Here is an 18,695-nt window from a genome sequence, read left to right as displayed (position 1 = left end):
GTCCCACCCCCTCCCGGGGGAGCTCCCATGGTTTCCTCATGTTCCGCGCCTAGCGTGGGGCCATGACCACCCTGCGCCCCCGCCGTCCCGCAGTCCTGTCCCTCGCCGCGCTCGCCGGCCTGAGCCTGGCCCTGAGCGGCTGCGGCGTGGACGAGGGGGACGCGCAGGCGGCTCTGGAGAGCGCGGAGGACCGCCTCGCGCAGGCCGAGGACCGCATCAGCGAGCTCGAGGCGGACGCCTCGAGCCGGGTGGACCTGGGCGAGCTGCAGCGGCAGGCCGAGGGCGCCCTGGACGGGGCGGACCAGCGGGTCGGCGAGCTCCTCGAGGACCTGCGCGGCCGGGCGGAGCCGCTGCGCGAGATCACCGAGCAGGACCTGCGCGACCTGGAGCTGCCCCGCATCGAGGGGCTCGACCTGGACGCGGAGGCCGCCGTCGAGGACCTGATGAAGTCCCTGCCCTCCGGCCCGGACATGGCGGACGTGGAGGCGCTGCGCGAGGACGGCCGCGTGATCGTGGAGTACGCGGAGTCCGCCCTCGAGGCCGATCCGCAGGTCCTGGAGGACACGATGCGCGAGGTCGCCGAGCAGGCCCGCCGGGCCCTCCCGGACCTCAAGGACGTCGAGTTCCGCGTGGGGGGCCAGAGCTTCACGTTCTGACCCGCCGGGCCCGCCTGGATGCGGATCCGGAGGGCTCCCCGCGTGGTAGCATTCCCGGGTGCACGACTGAACCCTCATCTGAGGGGGAGACGAGTGCAGACCATCCGTGCAGCCGGCTCTCCGGCGGGCGGGGGTCGCCGGGGGACTCACGGTCGGGTCACCCTTGGTCAAGGGATGAGGGGTTCACGTCTGTGAAGAGGACGTGGGCCCCTTGTTCGTTCTCCAGGGTCTCATCCATGCCCCGGCACGCAGTCGGCGCACCCGACGCACCGACCGCCGATTCGCGCACGCCCGCGCCCGTGCGCTATGCTCATCGGGTGCTGAAACGCGGATGACGCGATTCGCCACGGGCTGTAGCGCAGCTTGGTAGCGCACTTGACTGGGGGTCAAGGGGTCGCAGGTTCAAATCCTGTCAGCCCGACAGAGGAAAGTCCCGGTGAGAATCAGATTCTCACCGGGACTTTCGCGTTTCCGGAGGCCTGTGATCTCGGCGAGCTGTCCTGCAGATGGCCGGAATGGGCCGCGGAATCGCCCTCATTCCGGCCGTTTGCAGGACAGCTCAGTGGGAAGTGGGCGTGTGAAGGCAGGGCCGGCATGGGGGAGAGGCGGCGCCCGGGGGCGACGACGACGGCACGGCGGGCCGCTCGTCGACGGGGAGTCCCGCCCCGCGTCAGACGCGGATCAGTGTGTGCACGTCCGGGACCACGTCCCGACCGCCGAGGCCGTCGAGCTCGAGCAGGCACGCCGAGCCGGCGACGCTCGCCCCGCGCGCAGCCACCAGCCGGTGGGCGGCGGCGAGGGTGCCGCCGGTGGCGAGGACGTCGTCGAGGACCAGCACGCGGTCGCCGGCGCCCAGGTCCTCGGAGACCTCGATGCTCGCCTGGCCGTACTCGAGAACGTAGTCGGCGCGCGCGGCCGGCGCCGGCAGTCGCCCCGCCTTGCGCAGCGGGATCAGCCCGGTGCCGGTCAGGACCGCGGCGGCCCCGGCCAGCAGGAAGCCGCGCGCCTCGAGGCCGGCCACCACGTCGAACCGCCCGGCGAACGGGGCCACCATCGCCTCCACGCACGCGCGCAGGGCCCGCGCGTCGGCCAGCAGGGGGGTGATGTCCTGGAAGGCGATGCCCGGCTCGGGGTGGTCGTGGACCACCCGGATCAGGCTGCGGGCACGGAGGATCTCGTCGTCGGCGGTCACGGATCCACCCTAGTCCGCAGGGCCTCCGGGCTTCCGGCGCGGGCCGTCGCCGTGAAGACCCGGGCGGGGCGGCGCGACGGGACCCGAGCCCTCCGTCGCCCGGCGGCGAGGACGTCGCGTAGGGTGCGAACTGCGTCACACTGCGTGGCGCCGACCGCACCTCGTCCCGTCATCACCAGGAGCGCCATGTCCACCTCCTCCCTCTCCCGCCGCTCGTTCCTCGCCCTCGCGGGAGCCGCCGGCGCGGCGGGCGCGTTCGCGATGCCCGCCTGGGGCCTCGACGACGTCCGCCCGGGCGCCGCCCGCGCCCCGCGCCTGACCGGCCAGGACCGGCAGATCATCAACCAGATCCGCCCCGCCCGCGCGGTCGACCACCTCACCCTCCTCACGGAGGAGATCGGCCAGCGCTACACCGGCACCCCGGCCGAGCACCGCGCCGCGGACTACATCGCCGCGCAGCTCGAGGGCTACGGCTACGACGTGGACCTCGAGTGGTTCGACGTCCCGGACCGCCGGGTGGGCCTGCTCGAGGCGCCGGAGCTGGACAGCCGCTGGAGCTGGGGCGTGGGCTCCGCCGCCGCCGCGGCGCAGGACGTCACCGTGGCCGGCCGCGTGGTCCTCGCGCCGAGCGGCTCCGTCGCGGACCTGCCCGCGGACCTCACGGGCATGGTCCTGATGCGCGTGGTCAAGGCGTCCGAGGACATCACCCCGCTGGCCGTGGCAGCTCAGGCGCGCGGCGCCGTCGCCGTCATCGCCACCCGTCGGGACTCGAACCCGCCCGGGCAGGCCTCGGCCTTCGCCCCCGCGCTCACGACGGCGCGCCTGGACATCCCCGTGGTCGGCGTCTCGCAGGTGCAGAAGCACGCGCTGCTCGACGTGCTCGCCGCGGGCCCGCTGCGCCTGACCGTCAGCACCGTGGAGCACCGGGGCACCCGCAGCGCCAACGTCGTGGGCACCCGCGCCGGCCGCAAGGGCCCGGGCAAGGGCGGTCGCGAGCGGGTCATGCTCGGCGCCCACTACGACTCCGTGATCGGCTCGCGCGGCGCCAACGACAACGCCTCCGGCACGGCGGCCTGCCTCGAGCTCGCCCGCGTGATGCGCAACGCGCCCACCGCCGCGGACCTGTCCTTCGGCTTCTGGGGCTCGGAGGAGGTCGGCCTCGTCGGCTCCCGGATCCACGCCCAGGCCATGCCGGCAGACGAGCGCTCCCGCCTGCGCGGCGTCTTCAACAACGACATGATCGCCACCAGCTGGGACCCCGCCGAGAAGTACTGGCTCCTGGACCTGCGCGGCGAGGCCAACGACGTCAACCGCGCCGTCTACGCGGCGGGGGAGCGGCTGGGCTACCGCACCTCCATGTCCGACCTGTTCACCATGGGCCGCTCCGACCACCAGTCCTTCAGCGAGATCGGCGTGCCCAGTGGCAACTTCGGCTGGCTGCACCGCGACGGCTTCATCCTCGAGCCCGAGTACCACTCCTCGGACGACACGGTGAAGGAGAACATCTCCGTGGAGCGCCTCATGGCGGCCATGGAGATCCAGGGCTGCGCCGCCTACGCGCTCGCCTCCCGCTGATGACGACGGCGCCCCGGGCCGGCCGTCGTCGGCCCGGGGCGCCGCCCTCGCGCAGGGCTGAATCGCCGTCGGCGGATTTGATCGGCCTCCGACAGGGGAGGACAGTGGGCCGGTGCACACCCCACAGAATCCCCCCACGGGCCACGAGCCCGCCGTCGAACCGTCCGCCCGCGTGGCCGCGCCCACCGCCGCCGCGCCCGACCCCGCCGCCGCGCCCGACTGGCACGGCCGCCCCTTCCTCGGCCAGCCCGGCCCCCTGGCGAACCTCTTCTCCGTGGAGATGTGGGAGCGCTTCTCCTTCTACGGCATGCAGGCCATGCTCGTGTACTACATGTCCTGGACGCTCGCGGAGGGCGGCCTGGGCATCGACGTCGCCGTGGCCACCGGCATCGTGGGCGCCTACGGCGGCATGGTGTACGTCTTCTGCATCCTCGGCGGCTGGATCGCCGACCGCCTGCTCGGCTCCGAGCGCACCATGTTCTACAGCGCCGTGACCATCATGCTCGGCCACATCGCGCTCGCCCTGGTCCCGGGCATCCCGGGCCTGACCCTCGGCCTGATCCTGGTGGCCGTCGGCTCCGGCGGCCTCAAGGCCAACGCCGCCAACCTCGTGGGCGCGCTGTACTCACAGCAGGACCCCAAGCGCGACGCCGGCTTCTCCATCTTCTACATGGGCGTGAACATCGGCGCCCTCTTCGGCCCGCTGCTCACCGGCCTCGCCCGCGACAGCTGGGGCTTCCACTTCGGCTTCGGCCTCGCCGCCGTCGGCATGGCCATCGGTCTGGTCCAGTACGCCCTGACCCGCAAGAACCTGCCCTCGGACGTGCACCGGATCCCGAACCCGCTGCCGCGCTCGCAGTACGGCCGCTGGGTCCTCATCGCGCTCGCCGCCGTCGCCGTCGGCGTCGTCCTGTTCCTCACCGGCATCGTCACCGTGGCCAACCTGGCCGACGCCGTTGTGGTGCTGGCCGCCGTCGCCGCCATCGGCATCTTCGCCGTGCTGCTGACCTCCAAGAAGGTCACCGAGGAGGAGCGCTCCCGCGTCAAGGCGTTCATCCCGCTGTTCATCGGCACCGCCGTGTTCTTCGCCCTGTTCCAGCAGCAGTTCACCGTGATCGCGCTGTACTCCGAGAACCGCCTCGACCGGAACCTCTTCGGCTGGGAGATGCCCATGGAGTGGGTCAACTCCATCAACCCGATCTTCATCATCGCCTTCGCGCCGGTGTTCGCGGCGCTGTGGACGAAGCTCGGCCCGCGCCAGCCCGGCACGCCCGTGAAGTTCGGCATCGGCATCGTGCTGATCGGCCTCGCGTTCCTGCTGTTCATCCCGGTGGCGGACGTGCTCGCCGTGCCGCTGCTGTGGCTCGCGCTGATCCTCTTCGTCTGCACCATGGGCGAGCTGCTCGTCTCCCCGGTGGGCCTGTCGCTGTCCACGAAGGTGGCGCCGCGCTCGTTCCCCGTGATGATGGTCTCGCTCTACAACCTCTCGGTGGCCCTGGGCACCGCGCTCGCGGGCTCGCTGGCCGGCTCCTACTCCGAGGAGAACGAGGTCGGCTACTTCGGCGTGATCGGCGCCGTCACCGTGGGCGTGGGCCTGCTCATGCTGGCCATCGCCAAGCCGGTGCGCCGCGGCATGCGCGGCGTCCTGTGACCGTGTCGGTGGCGCGAATCACGCGCCGCTCGGTAGTCTGCGAGACGACGACACTCCACCCGACCGAACGAAGGACGCGAACCCGATGAGCTCCATCCCCGAAGGACTGAAGTACTCCGCCGAGCACGAGTGGATCGCCGAGGCCGGGCAGGCCGGCACCGTCCGCATCGGCATCACCGACTTCGCGCAGGACGCCCTGGGCGACGTGGTCTACGTGGACCTGCCCGAGGTCGGCTCCGAGGTCACCGCGGGCACCGCGGTGGGCGAGGTCGAGTCCACCAAGTCCGTCTCGGACATCTATGCCCCGGTGACCGGCACCGTGGCCGCCGTCAACGAGGACCTGGACGGCGAGCCCGGCCTGGTCAACTCGGCGCCCTACGAGGGCGGCTGGCTGTTCGAGGTCACCCTCGCGGACGAGGCCCAGCTCGAGGGCCTGCTGGACGCCGAGGGCTACGCCTCGCACACGAGCTGACCCCTCGTCGCCCTCGCCCCGCCGCGTGACCGGCGGGGCGTCGGCGTCCCCTCCGACCCTCCCTCCGGCCGGCGCCCACGGCGCCGGCCCACGCACAGGAGCCCCCCATGAACCAGCCCGGACGCGAACCGGACCTCTCCACCTCCTCCATCAACCTCACCGAGCTGGCCCCGCTGGTCGCCGCCGACCTCTCCGCCGAGGAGTCGGACGCCATCCGCGCCCTCCCGGCCGGCTCGGCGCTCCTGCTGGCGGACGGCGGGCCCGAGAAGGCCGCCCGCTTCCTGCTGGACCAGGACGTGGTCACCGTCGGCCGGCACCCGGACGCGGACATCTTCCTCGACGACGTCACCGTCTCCCGCCGCCACGCGGAGTTCCGCGCCGAGGCCGGCGGCCACCGCCTCGTGGACATGAACTCCCTCAACGGGACCTTCGTGAACCACGACCGCGTGGACGACGTCCTGCTGCGCTCGGGCATGCACGTGCAGATCGGCAAGTACCGGCTCACGTACTTCACCAGCCCCCAGCGGGGCTGAGCCGTCGACGCCGTGACCGAGCCGCAGCACGCCGACGCCGGCCCCCGGACCCGCCCTTCGGGCCGGCTGGGCATCGGTGAGGTCGTGGCCGCCCTCGAGTCGGACTTCCCCGGCGTGAGCGCCTCGAAGGTGCGCTTCCTCGAGGACCGTGGCCTCGTGCTGCCCGAGCGCACTCCGGCCGGGTACCGCCGCTACCGCCCCGAGGACGTGGACCGGCTGCGGTTCGTGCTCACCGTGCAGCGCGACCACTTCCTGCCGCTGAAGGTGATCGCCGCCCAGCTCGCCGCCCTGGACCGCGGCGAGGTCCCGGCGGACCTGCCCGGCGGCGTCGTGGCCCCGGGCGCCTCGGACGCATCGCGCCTGGGGCGCGAGGTCGCCGCCGGACGGCGCGGCTGGACCCGGTCCGAGCTGGCCGAGGAGTCGGGCGCGGGGGAGGAGCTGCTGGCCGAGCTGGACCAGTACTCCCTGTTGCCGGCGGACGAGGACGGCGCCTACTCGTCGCACGCCATGGAGGTGGCCCGCGCCGCCGTCGTGCTCGCCGGCCACGGCCTGGAGCCGCGCCACCTGCGCCCCTTCCGGGCCGCCGCGGACCGCGAGCTCGGCCTCGTGGAGCGCGCCGTCGCGCCGCTGCAGGCCCGCCGCGACGCCGACACGCGGCCCCGGGTGGCCCGCTCGGCCCAGGAGATCGCCCAGGCGAGCCTACGGCTGCACTCCGCCCTCGTGGCCGAGGGCCTGGAGCAGTGGGATGACGGAGCAGTGGGATGACGGAGCAGTGGGATGACTGAGCCCCGCCCCGAGGACGTGCCGGAGGCCGGCGACGTCCCGATGTCCGTGCTGGGCGTGCGCGTGGAGCTGCCGGCGCAGCACCACGTGATCCTGCTCGTGGACCCGCCCGGGCGCATCATGGTGCCCCTGTGGGTGGGGGCCCCGGAGGCGGCCGCCGCCGCGCTCGCCCTCGAGGGCGTCAGCGCGCCCCGGCCCCTCACGCACGAGCTGCTGCTCTCCACCGTGGCCGCCCTGGGCGCCGAGGTGGTCCGCGTGCGGCTCACGGAGGTCCGGAACGACGTCGTCCACGGCGAGCTCGAGCTCTCCACCGGCGCGCGCGTGGACGCCCGCGCCTCGGACGCCGTGGTGCTGGCCCTGCGCGCCGACGCCCCCGTGCTGGCCAGCCCCGCGGTGCTGGCCGAGGCCGGGATGTCCGCCCGCTCGGGGGAGGAGGACGGCCAGGAGCGCACCGTGGAGGACTTCCGGGACTTCCTGGACTCGGTCCGCCCCGAGGACTTCGCCTGAGCCGTCCGGCCGCGACACGGCCGACCGCCGACCGCCGGGTTCGTTGACCGCCCCGCGGGCCCGGCGTACCTTCGTGAGCAGAGGGTCCCGCATGTCCGGGACGTCCTCGTCGTCCTCCCCACGGTCACCGGGGAGCGCCGCCACGGTCACCGGCGGCATGCGGCGGGGCCCGTCCCCTTCCTTCCCGCACCGGGGACCCCGCATCAGGAGGTTCCCCGTGACACCCACCGCAGGTTCCGGCCGGCCCCCCGCGCTCGGCGCGCAGGGCACCCTCTTCGACGAGGACGTGACCCCGGGCGACGACGTCGGCTTCCGCGGCCCCACCGCGTGCAAGGCCGCCGGCATCACCTACCGCCAGCTCGACTACTGGGCGCGCACCGACCTCGTGGTCCCCACGGTCCGCGGCGCCGCCGGCTCCGGCTCCCAGCGGCTGTACTCGTTCCGCGACATCCTCGTCCTCAAGGTGGTCAAGCGCCTCCTGGACACGGGCGTGTCCCTGCAGCAGATCCGCACCGCCGTGGGCCACCTGCGCGAGCGCGGCGTGGACGACCTCGCCCAGATCACCCTGATGAGCGACGGCGCCTCGGTCTACGAGTGCACCTCGGCGGACGAGGTCGTCGACCTGGTCCAGGGCGGCCAGGGCGTCTTCGGGATCGCCGTCGGCCGCGTGTGGCGCGAGGTCGAGGGCAGCCTCGCCGAGCTGCCGCGGGAGAGCGTGATCGTCGCCCCCGAACCGGGGGACGAGCTGGCCGGGCGGCGTCGGGCCCGCCGCTCCGCCTGAGCCTCCACCGCGTGCGCCCCGGAGGGCCGAGCCCAGTAACCTTTCGTCTCGCAGCGGTGAGTGTGCGCGACACGAGACGGAATTTGCGTGCGGTGTGACACACTCCCAACCATGACCGCACCTGTCGAGAACTTCACCCCTCCTGAGGACGCGGCCGGGTCGACCGGAGCCGGCGCCGTCTTCTCCAAGGTCTTGGTGGCGAACCGCGGCGAGATCGCCGTCCGCGCCTTCCGCGCCTGCTACGAGCTGGGCGCCCGCACCGTCGCCGTCTTCCCCTACGAGGACCGCAATTCGATCCACCGCCAGAAGGCGGACGAGGCCTACCGCATCGGTGAGGAGGGCCACCCCGTGCGCGCCTACCTCGACGTGGACGAGATCATCCGCGTGGCGAAGGACGCCGGGGCCGACGCGATCTACCCGGGCTACGGCTTCCTGTCGGAGAACGCCGGCCTGGCCCGCGCCGCGGCCGAGAACGGGATCACCTTCGTCGGCCCGCCCGCCGACGTCCTCGAGCTGACCGGCAACAAGGTCGAGGCCCTGCGCGCGGCCAAGCGTGCGGGCATCCCCACCCTGGCCTCCTCGGACCCGAGCGCCGACGTCGAGTGGCTTCTGGAGCAGGCCGAGGAGATCGGCTTCCCCATCTTCGTCAAGGCCGTCGCCGGCGGCGGCGGCCGCGGCATGCGCCGCGTCGAGCGCCGCGAGGACCTGCGCGGCTCCCTTGAGGCAGCGATGCGCGAGGCGGACACCGCCTTCGGCGACCCCACCGTGTTCCTCGAGCAGGCCGTCCTGCGGCCGCGGCACATCGAGGTGCAGATCCTCGCCGACGGCGAGGGCAACGTCGTGCACCTCTTCGAGCGGGACTGCTCGCTCCAGCGCCGCCACCAGAAGGTCATCGAGATGGCCCCGGCCCCGAACCTGGACGAGGAGATCCGGCAGGCCCTGCACCGGGACGCCGTCGCCTTCGCCAAGGAAATGGGGTACGTCAACGCGGGCACCGTCGAGTTCCTCGTGGACACGGCGGGCGAGCGTGCGGGCCAGCACGTGTTCATCGAGATGAACCCCCGCATCCAGGTGGAGCACACCGTGACCGAGGAGGTCACGGACGTGGACCTCGTGGGCGCGCAGCTGCGCATCGCCGCCGGCGCCACCCTGCCCGAGCTGGGCATCACGCAGGACGCCCTCCAGGTCCGCGGCTTCGCCATCCAGTGCCGCATCACCACCGAGGACCCGGCCAACGGCTTCCGCCCGGACACCGGCACCATCACCGCCTACCGCTCGGCCGGCGGCTCCGGTGTGCGCCTCGACGGCGGCACCATCTACGCCGGTGCGGAGATCAGCCCGCACTTCGACTCGATGCTGGTCAAGCTCACCTGCCGCGGACGCGACTACGCCACGGCCGTGCGCCGCGTGCGCCGCGCCCTGGCCGAGTTCCGCGTGCGCGGCGTGGCCACCAACATCCCGTTCCTGATGAACGTGATGGACGACCCGCAGTTCGTCAGCGGCGACGTCGCCACGGACTTCATCGACAAGCATCCCGAGCTGGCCACGGTGAACCGCTCCCAGGACCGCGGATCCAAGGCCCTGCAGTACCTCGTGGACGTCACCGTCAACCAGCCGCACGGCCCGCGCGTCGAGGGCATCGACCCCCGTGACCGCCTCCCGGAGCACCCGGGCGACAAGCACCAGGAGCCGGACCGCTCGCCGTTCGACGGCCCGAGCCGGAACGAGGACGCGGTGCCCCCGCACGGCTGGCGTCAGGTGCTGCTGGAGCAGGGCCCCGAGGGCTTCGCCCGCACCCTGCGTGAGCAGACCGCACTGGCCGTCACGGACACCACCTTCCGCGACGCCCACCAGTCCCTGCTGGCCACCCGCGTCCGCACGCGCGACCTGCTGGCCGCCGCCCCCGCCGTCGCGCACACCCTGCCGGGGCTGCTCTCGGTGGAGGCCTGGGGCGGGGCGACGTACGACGTCGCGCTGCGCTTCCTCCACGAGGACCCGTGGCAGCGCCTCGAGCTGCTGCGCGCGGAGCTGCCGAACATCCCGATCCAGATGCTGCTGCGCGGCCGCAACACGGTGGGCTACACGCCGTACCCCACCGAGGTGACGGACGCGTTCGTGGCCGAGGCCGCGGCATCCGGCGTCGACGTGTTCCGCATCTTCGACGCCCTCAACGACGTCTCCCAGATCACCCCGGCGATCGAGGCGGTGCGTGCCACGGGCACGGCCGTGGCCGAAACGGCCCTGTGCTACACGGGCAACATGACGGACCCGAAGGAGACGCTCTACACGCTGGACTACTACCTGGGCCTGGCCCGGCAGATGGTCGACGCCGGCGCGCACGTGCTGGCGATCAAGGACATGGCGGGCCTGCTGCGTCCCGCCGCCGCGCGCGAGCTGGTCACCGCCCTGCGGGCCGAGTTCGACCTGCCCGTGCACCTGCACACGCACGACACCGCGGGCGGCCAGCTGGCCACCCTGCTGGCGGCCGCCGAGGCCGGCGTCGACGCCGTCGACGCGGCCACCGCGTCCATGGCGGGCACCACCAGCCAGGTGCCGCTGTCCGCCCTGGTCGCGGCGCTCGAGCACACGGAGCGGGACACCGGTCTCGGCCTCGAGGCCGCCACCGCGATGGAGCCCTACTGGGAGTCCGTCCGCGCGGCGTACGCGCCCTTCGAGGCGGGGCTGCCCGCCCCGACCGGCCGCGTGTACCACCACGAGATCCCGGGCGGCCAGCTGTCCAACCTGCGCACGCAGGCGATCGCGCTCGGCCTGGGGGAGCGGTTCGAGGCCATCGAGTCGATGTACGCCGCGGCCGACGACCTGCTCGGCCACCTCGTCAAGGTCACCCCGTCCTCCAAGGTGGTGGGCGATCTGGCGCTGCAGCTGGTCGGCTCCGGCGTGGACCCGAAGGAGTTCGCGGAGCGTCCGCAGGAGTTCGACATCCCGGACTCCGTGATCGGCTTCCTGCGCGGCGAGCTCGGTGACCCGCCCGGCGGCTGGCCGGAGCCCTTCCGGACCAAGGCCCTCCAGGGGCGCCGCGAGGGCGCAGGCATGGTGGAGATCTCCGCGGAGGACTCGACGGCCCTCGGCGAGGCCGGACAGACCCGCCGCGCGGTGCTGAACCGCCTGCTCTTCCCCGGCCCCACGAAGGAGTTCGAGGCGCACCGCGAGGAGTTCGGGGACACCGTCACCCTGCACACCCGCGACTTCCTCTACGGCCTCGTCCCCGGGCGCGAGCACGTCATCTCGCTCGGACGCGGTGTGCGGCTACTCGCCACCCTCATGTCCGTCTCCGAGCCGGACGAGAAGGGCATGCGCACCGTGATGGTCACCCTGAACGGCCAGCTGCGCCAGATGACCGTCCGCGACCGCTCGATCGAGTCCACCGTGCGGACCGCGGAGAAGGCGGACCCCGGCACCCCCGGCCACGTCGCCGCCCCGTTCGCGGGCTCGGTCACCGTCCAGGTGGCGGAGGGCGACGCCGTGGAGGTCGGCCAGCCGGTCGCCACCATCGAGGCCATGAAGATGGAGGCCGCCATCACGGCCCAGGTGGCCGGCACCGTGCGCCGCGTCGTCACCGAGGGGGTGACCCCCGTCAACGGCGGGGACCTGCTGCTCGTGATCGAGTGAGCCGCCCGCCCGCCTGCGCGGGAGGAGCACCGGGCCCGGACGCCGTCGCGTCCGGGCCCGGCCCTATCCTGGGGGCATGGCCACCTCCACGGAACACCACGACCTGCTCATCATCGGCTCCGGATCGGGCAACTCGCTCGTCACCGAGCACTGGGAGGGCCGCAGCGTGGCCATCGCCGACTCCGGCGTGTTCGGCGGCACCTGCCTGAACGTGGGCTGCATCCCCACGAAGATGTACGCCTACCCGGCCGGCCTGGCCGCCTCGGCCGGCGCCGAGTCCGAGCGCCTGGGCGTGGGACTGGAGTTCACCGGAGCGGACTTCCCGGCCATCCGAGACCGGATCTTCCAGCGCATCGACGCCATCAGCGAGGGCGGGCTGCGCTACCGCCGGGACGAGCTGGAGCACACCTCCGTGATCCAGGAGGAGGTCCGGTTCGTGGGCCCGCGCCGCGTGCGCACCGCCTCCGGGCGCGAGGTCACCGCGGACCAGGTGGTGATCGCCGCGGGCTCGCGGCCCACCCTGCCCCGCATCCCCGGCGTGGACCTGCCCTCCGTGCACACCTCGGACACCGTGATGCGCCTGCCCCGCCTGCCGCGACGGCTGCTCGTGATCGGCGGCGGGTTCATCGCGTGCGAGTTCGCCTCGATCTTCGCCGCCCTCGGCTCCGAGGTCATCCAGGTCAACCGCGGCCACCGCCTGCTCAAGGCCCACGACCTCAGCGTGTCCACGGCCTTCACCGAGATCGCCGCCCGCCAGTGGGACGTGCGCACGGGCTGGACCCCGGCGGGCGTCGAGCCCGCGGCGGACGCGGACCGCGCCGCCCAGGGCTGGGTGCGCGTGCGGCTCGACCGCGCCGAGGGCCAGGAGCAGACGGGCACGGTGGAGGAGGTCGTCGAGGCGGACGCGGTGCTCATGGCCATCGGGCGCACCCCCAACACGGACCGGCTCGACGTGGACGCCGCCGGCCTGGACGTCACCGAGGACGGCGTGCTCGCCACGGACCGGCACCAGCGGGTCCTCTCCGGCGGCGCCCCGGTCGAGGGCGTCTACGCGCTGGGCGACGTGGCCAACACGTGGCAGCTCAAGCACGTGGCCAACCACGAGGCCCGCGTCGTCGCCCACAACCTCGAGCACCCCGAGGACCTGCGCTCGGCCGACCTGGCCCCCGTGCCCGCCGCCGTGTTCACCCGGCCGCAGGTGGCCGCCGTCGGGCTCACCGTGGAGCAGGCCCTGGCCGAGCACGGCGCGGACGCGATCACCGTGAAGACCCAGGCCTTCGGGGACGTGGCCTACGGCTGGGCCATGGAGGACTCCGAGGGCCTGTGCACCGTGGTCGCGGAGAAGGCGACCGGGCGGATCCTGGGCGGGCACATCCTGGGCCATGACGCCGCGAACCTGATCCAGCCCCTCGTGACCGGCATGGCGTTCGGCATCGACGCGCACCGGCTCGCCCGCGGCCAGTACTGGCCGCACCCGGCGCTGACCGAGGTCGTGGAGAACGCCCTGCTCGGCCTCGACGTGCCGGACTCCGGCCTGCTCTGAGCCGGGCCCGCCCGCGGGGGCGTACCGTGGACGCGCCGCGGGGGCGGACCGTGGACGCGAGCAGGGGCGGGCCCGTGACGGGCCCGCCCCTGCTCGCGTCGGATCAGCCCTGCGCGGGGGCCTCGCCGTAGATGTCCGCGATCTCCGCGGCGAAGTCCTGCATGATCACGGCGCGCTTCATCTTGAGCGACGGCGTCATGTGGCCCTCCTCCATGGAGAAGTCGCGGTCCAGGATGCGGAACTCGCGGATGCCCTCGGCGCGGGAGACCGCGCTGTTGGCCTTGTCCACGATCTCCTGGACGTGCCGGCGCACCCGGTCCTCCTTCGCGGCCGCGGCCACATCGAGGTCCTTCGGCAGGCCGTGGGCGGCCAGCCACGAGGGCAGGGTGTCCGCGTCCAGGGTGACGATCGCCGCGATGAACGGCTTGGCGTCGCCCACCACCATCACCTGGGAGATCAGCGCATCCGAGCGGATCGCGTCCTCGAGCATCGCCGGGGCCACGTTCTTGCCGCCGGCCGTGACGATGAGCTCCTTCTTGCGGCCCGTGATGGTGAGGAAGCCGTCCTCGTCCAGCGAGCCCAGGTCGCCGGTGCGGAACCAGCCGTCCTCGAAGGCCTCCTCGTTGGCCTCCGGGCGGTCGTGATAGCCGCGCATCAGCGAGGTGCCGCGGGTGAGGATCTCGCCGTCCTCCGCGATCCGCACCGCGTTGCCGCCGAGGGGCAGGCCCACCGTGCCGATCTTCAGCCGGCCCGGGCGGCCCACCGTGATGGGGGCCGTGGTCTCGGTGAGGCCGTAGCCCTCGAGGATGGTCAGGCCCACGCCGCGGAAGAAGTGCGCCAGGTCGGGGGAGAGGGGGCCGCCGCCGGAGACGGCGTACTCGAGCCGGCCGCCCATCGCCGCGCGGATGCGCCGGTAGATCAGCGCGGAGTAGAACGCGCGCTGCAGGCGCAGCGGCGCGGTCATCTTCCCCGAGTCCAGGGCGCGGGACCAGCGGACGGCCACGTCCGCGCCGCGGCGGAAGATCTTGTCCTTGCCGCCGGACTGCGCGTTGAGCAGGGCCGCGTTGTAGATCTTCTCGAACACGCGCGGCACGGCCAGCACGAAGCTCGGCTGGAAGGTCTGCAGGGAGTTGGAGAGCCGCTTGAGGTCGGTGACGTGGCCGCAGCGGGCGCCGGCGGCCACGGTGAGCACGGAGACGAAGCGGGCGAACACGTGGGCCAGCGGGATGAACAGCACCGTGGAGGTGTCCGGGCGGACGACCTCGCCGAGGGAGGAGGACAGGGTCTGGTTCACCAGCTCGGCGAAGTTCTCGTGGGTGAGCTCGCAGCCCTTGGGGCGCCCGGTGGTGCCCGAGGTGTAGATGATCGTGGCCAGGTCCTCCAGGTTCGCCGCCGAACGGCGGGCCTCGAGGTCCTCGTCGCTCACGTCCGCGCCGAGGGCCGCCAGCTCGTCGAGGCCGGAGCCCGGCTCGCCGCCGGCGACGTCCATGACCCACACGCCGCGCAGCTGGGGCAGGTGCTCCCGGTGGACGGCGTCGCGCACCGTCTTGACGAGGGACTCGTCCCCGGCGACGACGGCGCACACGTCCGCGTCCTCGACGATCCAGGCCACCTGGGTGGCCGAGGAGGTCTCGTAGATCGGCACGGTGACGGCGCCGGCGTACCAGATGGCGAAGTCCACGAGCGTCCACTCGAGCCGGGTGGCGGCCATCAGGCCCACGCGGTCGCCCGCGCCGACGCCGGCGGCGATCAGGCCCTTGGCCAGGGCGCGCACCCGCTCGCGGGCGTCCCGCGCGGAGACGTCCGTCCACTGGTCCTGCTCGTCCGCCACGGCGAAGAGGCCGTGGTCGGGGCGCTCCTCGGCCTGGCGCTCGAGGAAGTCGGTGATGTTCGACTCGGGGGACAGACGCGGGTGGTAGGGCTCACTGATCTCTCGCATGGTGCTCCTCGGCTGAGTCGGCGGCCCGCCGTCCGACCGGGGCCGGGGATGGCGGTGCGGTCGGCATTGCGGGACGGGGCGTGATGGACGTCACGGTCACTCTACATGCGGGGAGGCGGGCCTCCGGGGTCGGGGCTCACGCGCGCGTGGCGGCCTCCACGGCGGCCCGGCTGCGCTCGATCAGCAGGGGCAGGTCGTAGTCCAGGGTGGCGACGTGCCGGCTGCGCGGCAGGGGCACCACGTCCACCGGCGCGCGGCGCAGCCCGCGCAGCAGGGTCCGGTGGCTCGCCGCGGGCACGACGGCGTCCCGGGCGGAGCGGAAGACGGTCACCGGTGCGGTGATCCGCGGCAGGGCCCGGCGCGCGGCCCGCTGGATGCGGCCGACCGCTGCCACGCCCGCCACGGGGGTGCGCGGATAGGCCAGCTCCCGGGCGTCGGGGTCGGCGATGTCGTTGGCGATCGGGGCCACGGACGGCACGAACGGGGCCAGCGCGGGGGCCAGCGGAGCGAGTGGGCTTGCGAAGCGCAGCGCCGGGTTCACCACGATCGCCGCCGAGACCGGCCGGTGCGCCGCGGCGTCGAGGGCCAGGGCACCGCCCATCGAGATCCCCGCCACCACCACGTGCCGGTGCCGGGACAGCTCGCGGTCCACGGCCTCGCGCACGGCCCCGCGGATCTCGTCCGCGCCTGTGGCCGCCAGGTCCTGCCACCGGGTGCCGTGGCCGGGCAGCAGGGGGACGCTCACGTGGGAGCCGTCCGCGGCGATCCCCTCGGCCCACGCGCGCACCGAGTCGGGGCCCGAGGTGAATCCGTGCAGGACCACCACGCACCGGTCCGCGCCGACGCCGGAGCCCGGGGCCAGGCGCAGCGGCAGGTGGACGGGGTCGACGGCGGGCGCGGGCACGGCGGGCGGCGCTGGGACGGCGGGGGGCGCTGGGCGGTCCATGCTCCCAGCGTAGGGGCGGGGACCGTACGATGGGCGGGCACCCGACCCCTCGCACCGGAAGGACCGCCGTGTCCACGTTCTACTGGTCAGCCAAGACCCTCGCCGTCGCGCCCGCCACGCGCCTGCTCTTCCGGCCCTGGGTCAAGGGGCTGGGCAACGTGCCGGCCGAGGGGGCCGCGATCCTGGCCAGCAACCACCTCTCCGTGTCCGACTCCGTGTTCATGCCGGCCATGCTCGAGCGCCAGGTCCACTTCCTGGCGAAGAAGGAGTACTTCACCGGCGCCGGGCCCAAGGGCTGGATCACCCGCAAGTTCTTCGAGGCCACCAACCAGCTGCCCATGGACCGCGCGGGCGGGGAGGCCTCCCTGCGCTCGCTCGACGCCGGCCTCGAGGCGCTGCGCGAGGGGCGCCTGCTCGGCATCTACCCCGAGGGCACGCGCAGCCCCGACGGCCGCCTGCACCGCGGCAAGATCGGCGTGGCCAAGCTCGCGCTGGCCTCCGGCGCCCCCGTGGTGCCCATCGCCATGATCGGCACGGACCAGGCCCAGCCGATCGGCCGCACCCTGCCGCGCATCCGCCGGATCGGCATGATCTTCGGCGAGCCCCTGGACTTCTCCGACCGCGCCGAGGGCGTCACCGACCCGCGCGTGCTGCGCGCCGTCACGGACGAGATCATGGAGGCGATCCGCCGCCTCTCCGGCCAGGAGTACGTGGACACCTACGCCGCGGACGTGAAGTCCGGCCGGGTCCCCGCACCGCCGCGCGCCCGCGACTGACCCGCCGCGCCGGGCGCGCCGTCGTCGTCATCCGGGGACGCCCGTTCGGCGAGGCGGCCCGCCGCCCCTAGCCTGGTGGCATGACAGAGGACCCCCGCGAGAAGATCCTGGCCTTCGGCACCGCCATCTCGGAGGGCGCCGCGGACATCCCCGGACTCGACCACTGGCGCTCCCTGCCGGTGGCCCAGGCGCCCTCGTGGGCCGACGAGGCCGAGCACCGCGCCGCCGTCGCCGAGCTGAGCCAGGTCCCGCCGCTCGTGTTCGCCGGCGAGGTGGACCTGCTGCGCGCCCGCCTCGCGGACGTCGCCCAGGGCCGGGCCTTCCTGCTGCAGGGCGGCGACTGCGCCGAGACCTTCGCGGGCTCCACCGCCAACCGCATCAGCGCCCGCGTGAAGACCATCCTCCAGATGGCCGCCGTGCTGACCTACGGCGCGTCCATGCCCGTGGTGAAGATGGGCCGCATCGCCGGCCAGTTCGCCAAGCCCCGCTCCTCGGACACCGAGACCCGCGACGGCGTCACCCTGCCCAGCTTCCGCGGCGAGATCGTCAACGGCTACGAGTTCACCGAGGAGGCCCGTCGCCACGACGCCCGGCGCATGGTGCAGGCGTACCACACCTCCGCCTCCACGTTGAACCTCGTCCGCGCGTTCACCCAGGGCGGCTTCGCCGACCTGCGCAGCGTCCACCAGTGGAACCAGGGCTTCATGGCCAACCCGGCCTACGCCCAGTACGAGGAGATGGCCGCGGAGATCGACCGCGCCGTCCGCTTCATGAACGCCGCCGGCGTGGACTTCGAGGCCATGCGCCGCACCGAGTTCTACTCCGCCCACGAGGCGCTGCTGCTCGACTACGAGCGCGCCCTGACCCGTGTGGACTCCCGCAGCGGCGACCCGTACGCCACGAGCGCCCACTTCCTGTGGATCGGCGAGCGCACCCGCCAGGTGGACGGCGCCCACGTGGACTTCCTCTCCCGCGTCCGCAACCCCATCGGCGTGAAGCTGGGCCCCACCACCTCCGCGGCGGACGCCCTGGAGCTGGCCGAGCGCCTGGACCCGGAGCGCGAGCCCGGCCGCCTCACCTTCATCACCCGCATGGGCGCCGAGCGCATCCGCGACGTGCTGCCCGGCATCGTCGAGGGCGTGCGCGACGCCGGCCTCGAGCCCGTCTGGGTCACCGACCCGATGCACGGCAACACCGTCACCGCCGCCAACGGGTACAAGACGCGCCGCTTCGAGGACGTCATGGACGAGGTCAGCGGGTTCTTCGAGGTGCACCGCGCCCTGGGCACCCGCCCGGGCGGCATGCACGTGGAGCTCACCGGCGACGACGTGGCCGAGTGCCTCGGCGGCTCCGACCCCATCAACGAGGCCGACTTCGACGCCCGCTACGAGACCCTGTGCGACCCGCGCCTGAACCACCAGCAGTCGCTGGAGATGGCGTTCAAGGTGACCGAGGCGCTCTCGCACCCCGAGCGCGTCGCCCCGCGCCGCTGACCGGCGGGCCGCTCAGCGGCTCCAGAGCTCGACGCGGGTGCCCTCCAGCAGGGGGGTGCCCGCGGCGGGGGACTGGTGCAGCACGCGCGCCTCGTCGCCGGCGGGCAGCGGCACCGGGACCCGGTGCTCGCGCACGTCCCAGCCGTCGTCCTGCAGGCTCGTCCGGGCGGCGGCCAGGCTGAGCCCGGTCACGTCCGGGACCGCACGCACCGCCCGGC

At 73.6% G+C, this 18,695-nt stretch carries 16 protein-coding genes and 1 tRNA gene; 13 read left to right on the top strand and 4 right to left on the bottom strand.

The genetic code is table 11. The annotated features are described in order from the left end of the window. Positions 1-62 precede the first annotated feature (62 nt). Together NWP10_RS01495 and NWP10_RS01490 are read left to right on the top strand one after the other, a co-directional pair. Positions 63-656, top strand: a complete 594-nt coding sequence (locus NWP10_RS01495) for a hypothetical protein (protein ID WP_258299641.1) — start codon at positions 63-65, stop codon at positions 654-656. Positions 657-1,003: 347 nt separating this feature from the next. Then, positions 1,004-1,077 (top strand) — tRNA-Pro (locus tag NWP10_RS01490). A 249-nt stretch (positions 1,078-1,326) separates the two neighbouring features. Here the strand turns inward: NWP10_RS01490 and NWP10_RS01485 are convergent. Further along, complete coding sequence (locus NWP10_RS01485; protein WP_258299640.1) at positions 1,327-1,848, bottom strand: adenine phosphoribosyltransferase; 522 nt, start codon at positions 1,846-1,848, stop codon at positions 1,327-1,329. A 186-nt stretch (positions 1,849-2,034) separates the two neighbouring features. Here NWP10_RS01485 and NWP10_RS01480 point away from each other — a divergent pair, with 186 nt between their 5' ends. The 9 genes from NWP10_RS01480 (at position 2,035) to NWP10_RS01440 (ending at position 13,323) form a co-directional block, all read left to right on the top strand. Next, entirely contained in the window at positions 2,035-3,423 is a 1,389-nt protein-coding gene (locus NWP10_RS01480; protein ID WP_258299639.1) for a M28 family peptidase, read from the top strand. Positions 3,424-3,535: 112 nt separating this feature from the next. Beyond that, positions 3,536-5,074: a peptide MFS transporter gene (locus tag NWP10_RS01475; RefSeq protein WP_258299638.1), complete on the top strand. Its 1,539-nt coding sequence runs from the start codon at positions 3,536-3,538 to the stop codon at positions 5,072-5,074. 85 nt (positions 5,075-5,159) lie between these two features. Beyond that, the gene (gene gcvH, locus NWP10_RS01470) at positions 5,160-5,546 is read left to right on the top strand and encodes a glycine cleavage system protein GcvH (protein WP_017488669.1); all 387 of its coding nucleotides are present in this window, start codon (positions 5,160-5,162) and stop codon (positions 5,544-5,546) included. 107 nt (positions 5,547-5,653) lie between these two features. Next, complete coding sequence (locus NWP10_RS01465; protein ID WP_017488668.1) at positions 5,654-6,079, top strand: FHA domain-containing protein; 426 nt, start codon at positions 5,654-5,656, stop codon at positions 6,077-6,079. Positions 6,080-6,091: 12 nt separating this feature from the next. Further along, positions 6,092-6,844: a MerR family transcriptional regulator gene (locus tag NWP10_RS01460; RefSeq protein WP_184170508.1), complete on the top strand. Its 753-nt coding sequence runs from the start codon at positions 6,092-6,094 to the stop codon at positions 6,842-6,844. A gap of 12 nt (positions 6,845-6,856) precedes the next feature. After that, positions 6,857-7,369: a bifunctional nuclease family protein gene (locus NWP10_RS01455; RefSeq protein WP_258299637.1), complete on the top strand. Its 513-nt coding sequence runs from the start codon at positions 6,857-6,859 to the stop codon at positions 7,367-7,369. Between the two features lie 217 nt (positions 7,370-7,586). Next, the gene (locus NWP10_RS01450; protein ID WP_017488665.1) at positions 7,587-8,150 is read left to right on the top strand and encodes a MerR family transcriptional regulator; all 564 of its coding nucleotides are present in this window, start codon (positions 7,587-7,589) and stop codon (positions 8,148-8,150) included. A gap of 111 nt (positions 8,151-8,261) precedes the next feature. Continuing rightward, complete coding sequence (locus NWP10_RS01445) at positions 8,262-11,780, top strand: pyruvate carboxylase (RefSeq protein WP_258299636.1); 3,519 nt, start codon at positions 8,262-8,264, stop codon at positions 11,778-11,780. Positions 11,781-11,856: 76 nt separating this feature from the next. Continuing rightward, positions 11,857-13,323, top strand: coding sequence for a mycothione reductase (locus NWP10_RS01440; RefSeq protein WP_258299635.1), 1,467 nt, complete (start codon positions 11,857-11,859; stop codon positions 13,321-13,323). A gap of 103 nt (positions 13,324-13,426) precedes the next feature. Here the strand turns inward: NWP10_RS01440 and NWP10_RS01435 are convergent, their stop codons facing one another. Together NWP10_RS01435 and NWP10_RS01430 are read right to left on the bottom strand one after the other, a co-directional pair. After that, the gene (locus tag NWP10_RS01435; protein WP_258299634.1) at positions 13,427-15,262 is read right to left on the bottom strand and encodes a long-chain fatty acid--CoA ligase; all 1,836 of its coding nucleotides are present in this window, start codon (positions 15,260-15,262) and stop codon (positions 13,427-13,429) included. 136 nt (positions 15,263-15,398) lie between these two features. Further along, positions 15,399-16,208, bottom strand: a complete 810-nt coding sequence (locus NWP10_RS01430; RefSeq protein WP_258299633.1) for a carboxylesterase — start codon at positions 16,206-16,208, stop codon at positions 15,399-15,401. A gap of 68 nt (positions 16,209-16,276) precedes the next feature. On the opposite strand from NWP10_RS01430, the gene NWP10_RS01425 reads away from it, so the two are divergent. Both NWP10_RS01425 and NWP10_RS01420 read left to right on the top strand, forming a co-directional pair. After that, complete coding sequence (locus NWP10_RS01425; protein WP_258299632.1) at positions 16,277-16,984, top strand: 1-acyl-sn-glycerol-3-phosphate acyltransferase; 708 nt, start codon at positions 16,277-16,279, stop codon at positions 16,982-16,984. An 80-nt stretch (positions 16,985-17,064) separates the two neighbouring features. Beyond that, entirely contained in the window at positions 17,065-18,477 is a 1,413-nt protein-coding gene (locus tag NWP10_RS01420) for a class II 3-deoxy-7-phosphoheptulonate synthase (protein ID WP_017488662.1), read from the top strand. 12 nt (positions 18,478-18,489) lie between these two features. Here the strand turns inward: NWP10_RS01420 and NWP10_RS01415 are convergent. Then, positions 18,490-18,695 (bottom strand): PASTA domain-containing protein (locus NWP10_RS01415; RefSeq protein ID WP_258299631.1); only part of this gene is annotated, 206 nt, incomplete at its 5' end.

Origin of the sequence: Micrococcus sp. HG099, from assembly GCF_024723355.1 — a bacterium.
GTDB classification, from domain to species: Bacteria; Actinomycetota; Actinomycetes; order Actinomycetales; family Micrococcaceae; genus Micrococcus; species Micrococcus endophyticus.
This window is presented reverse-complemented; position numbering and strand designations above follow the sequence as displayed.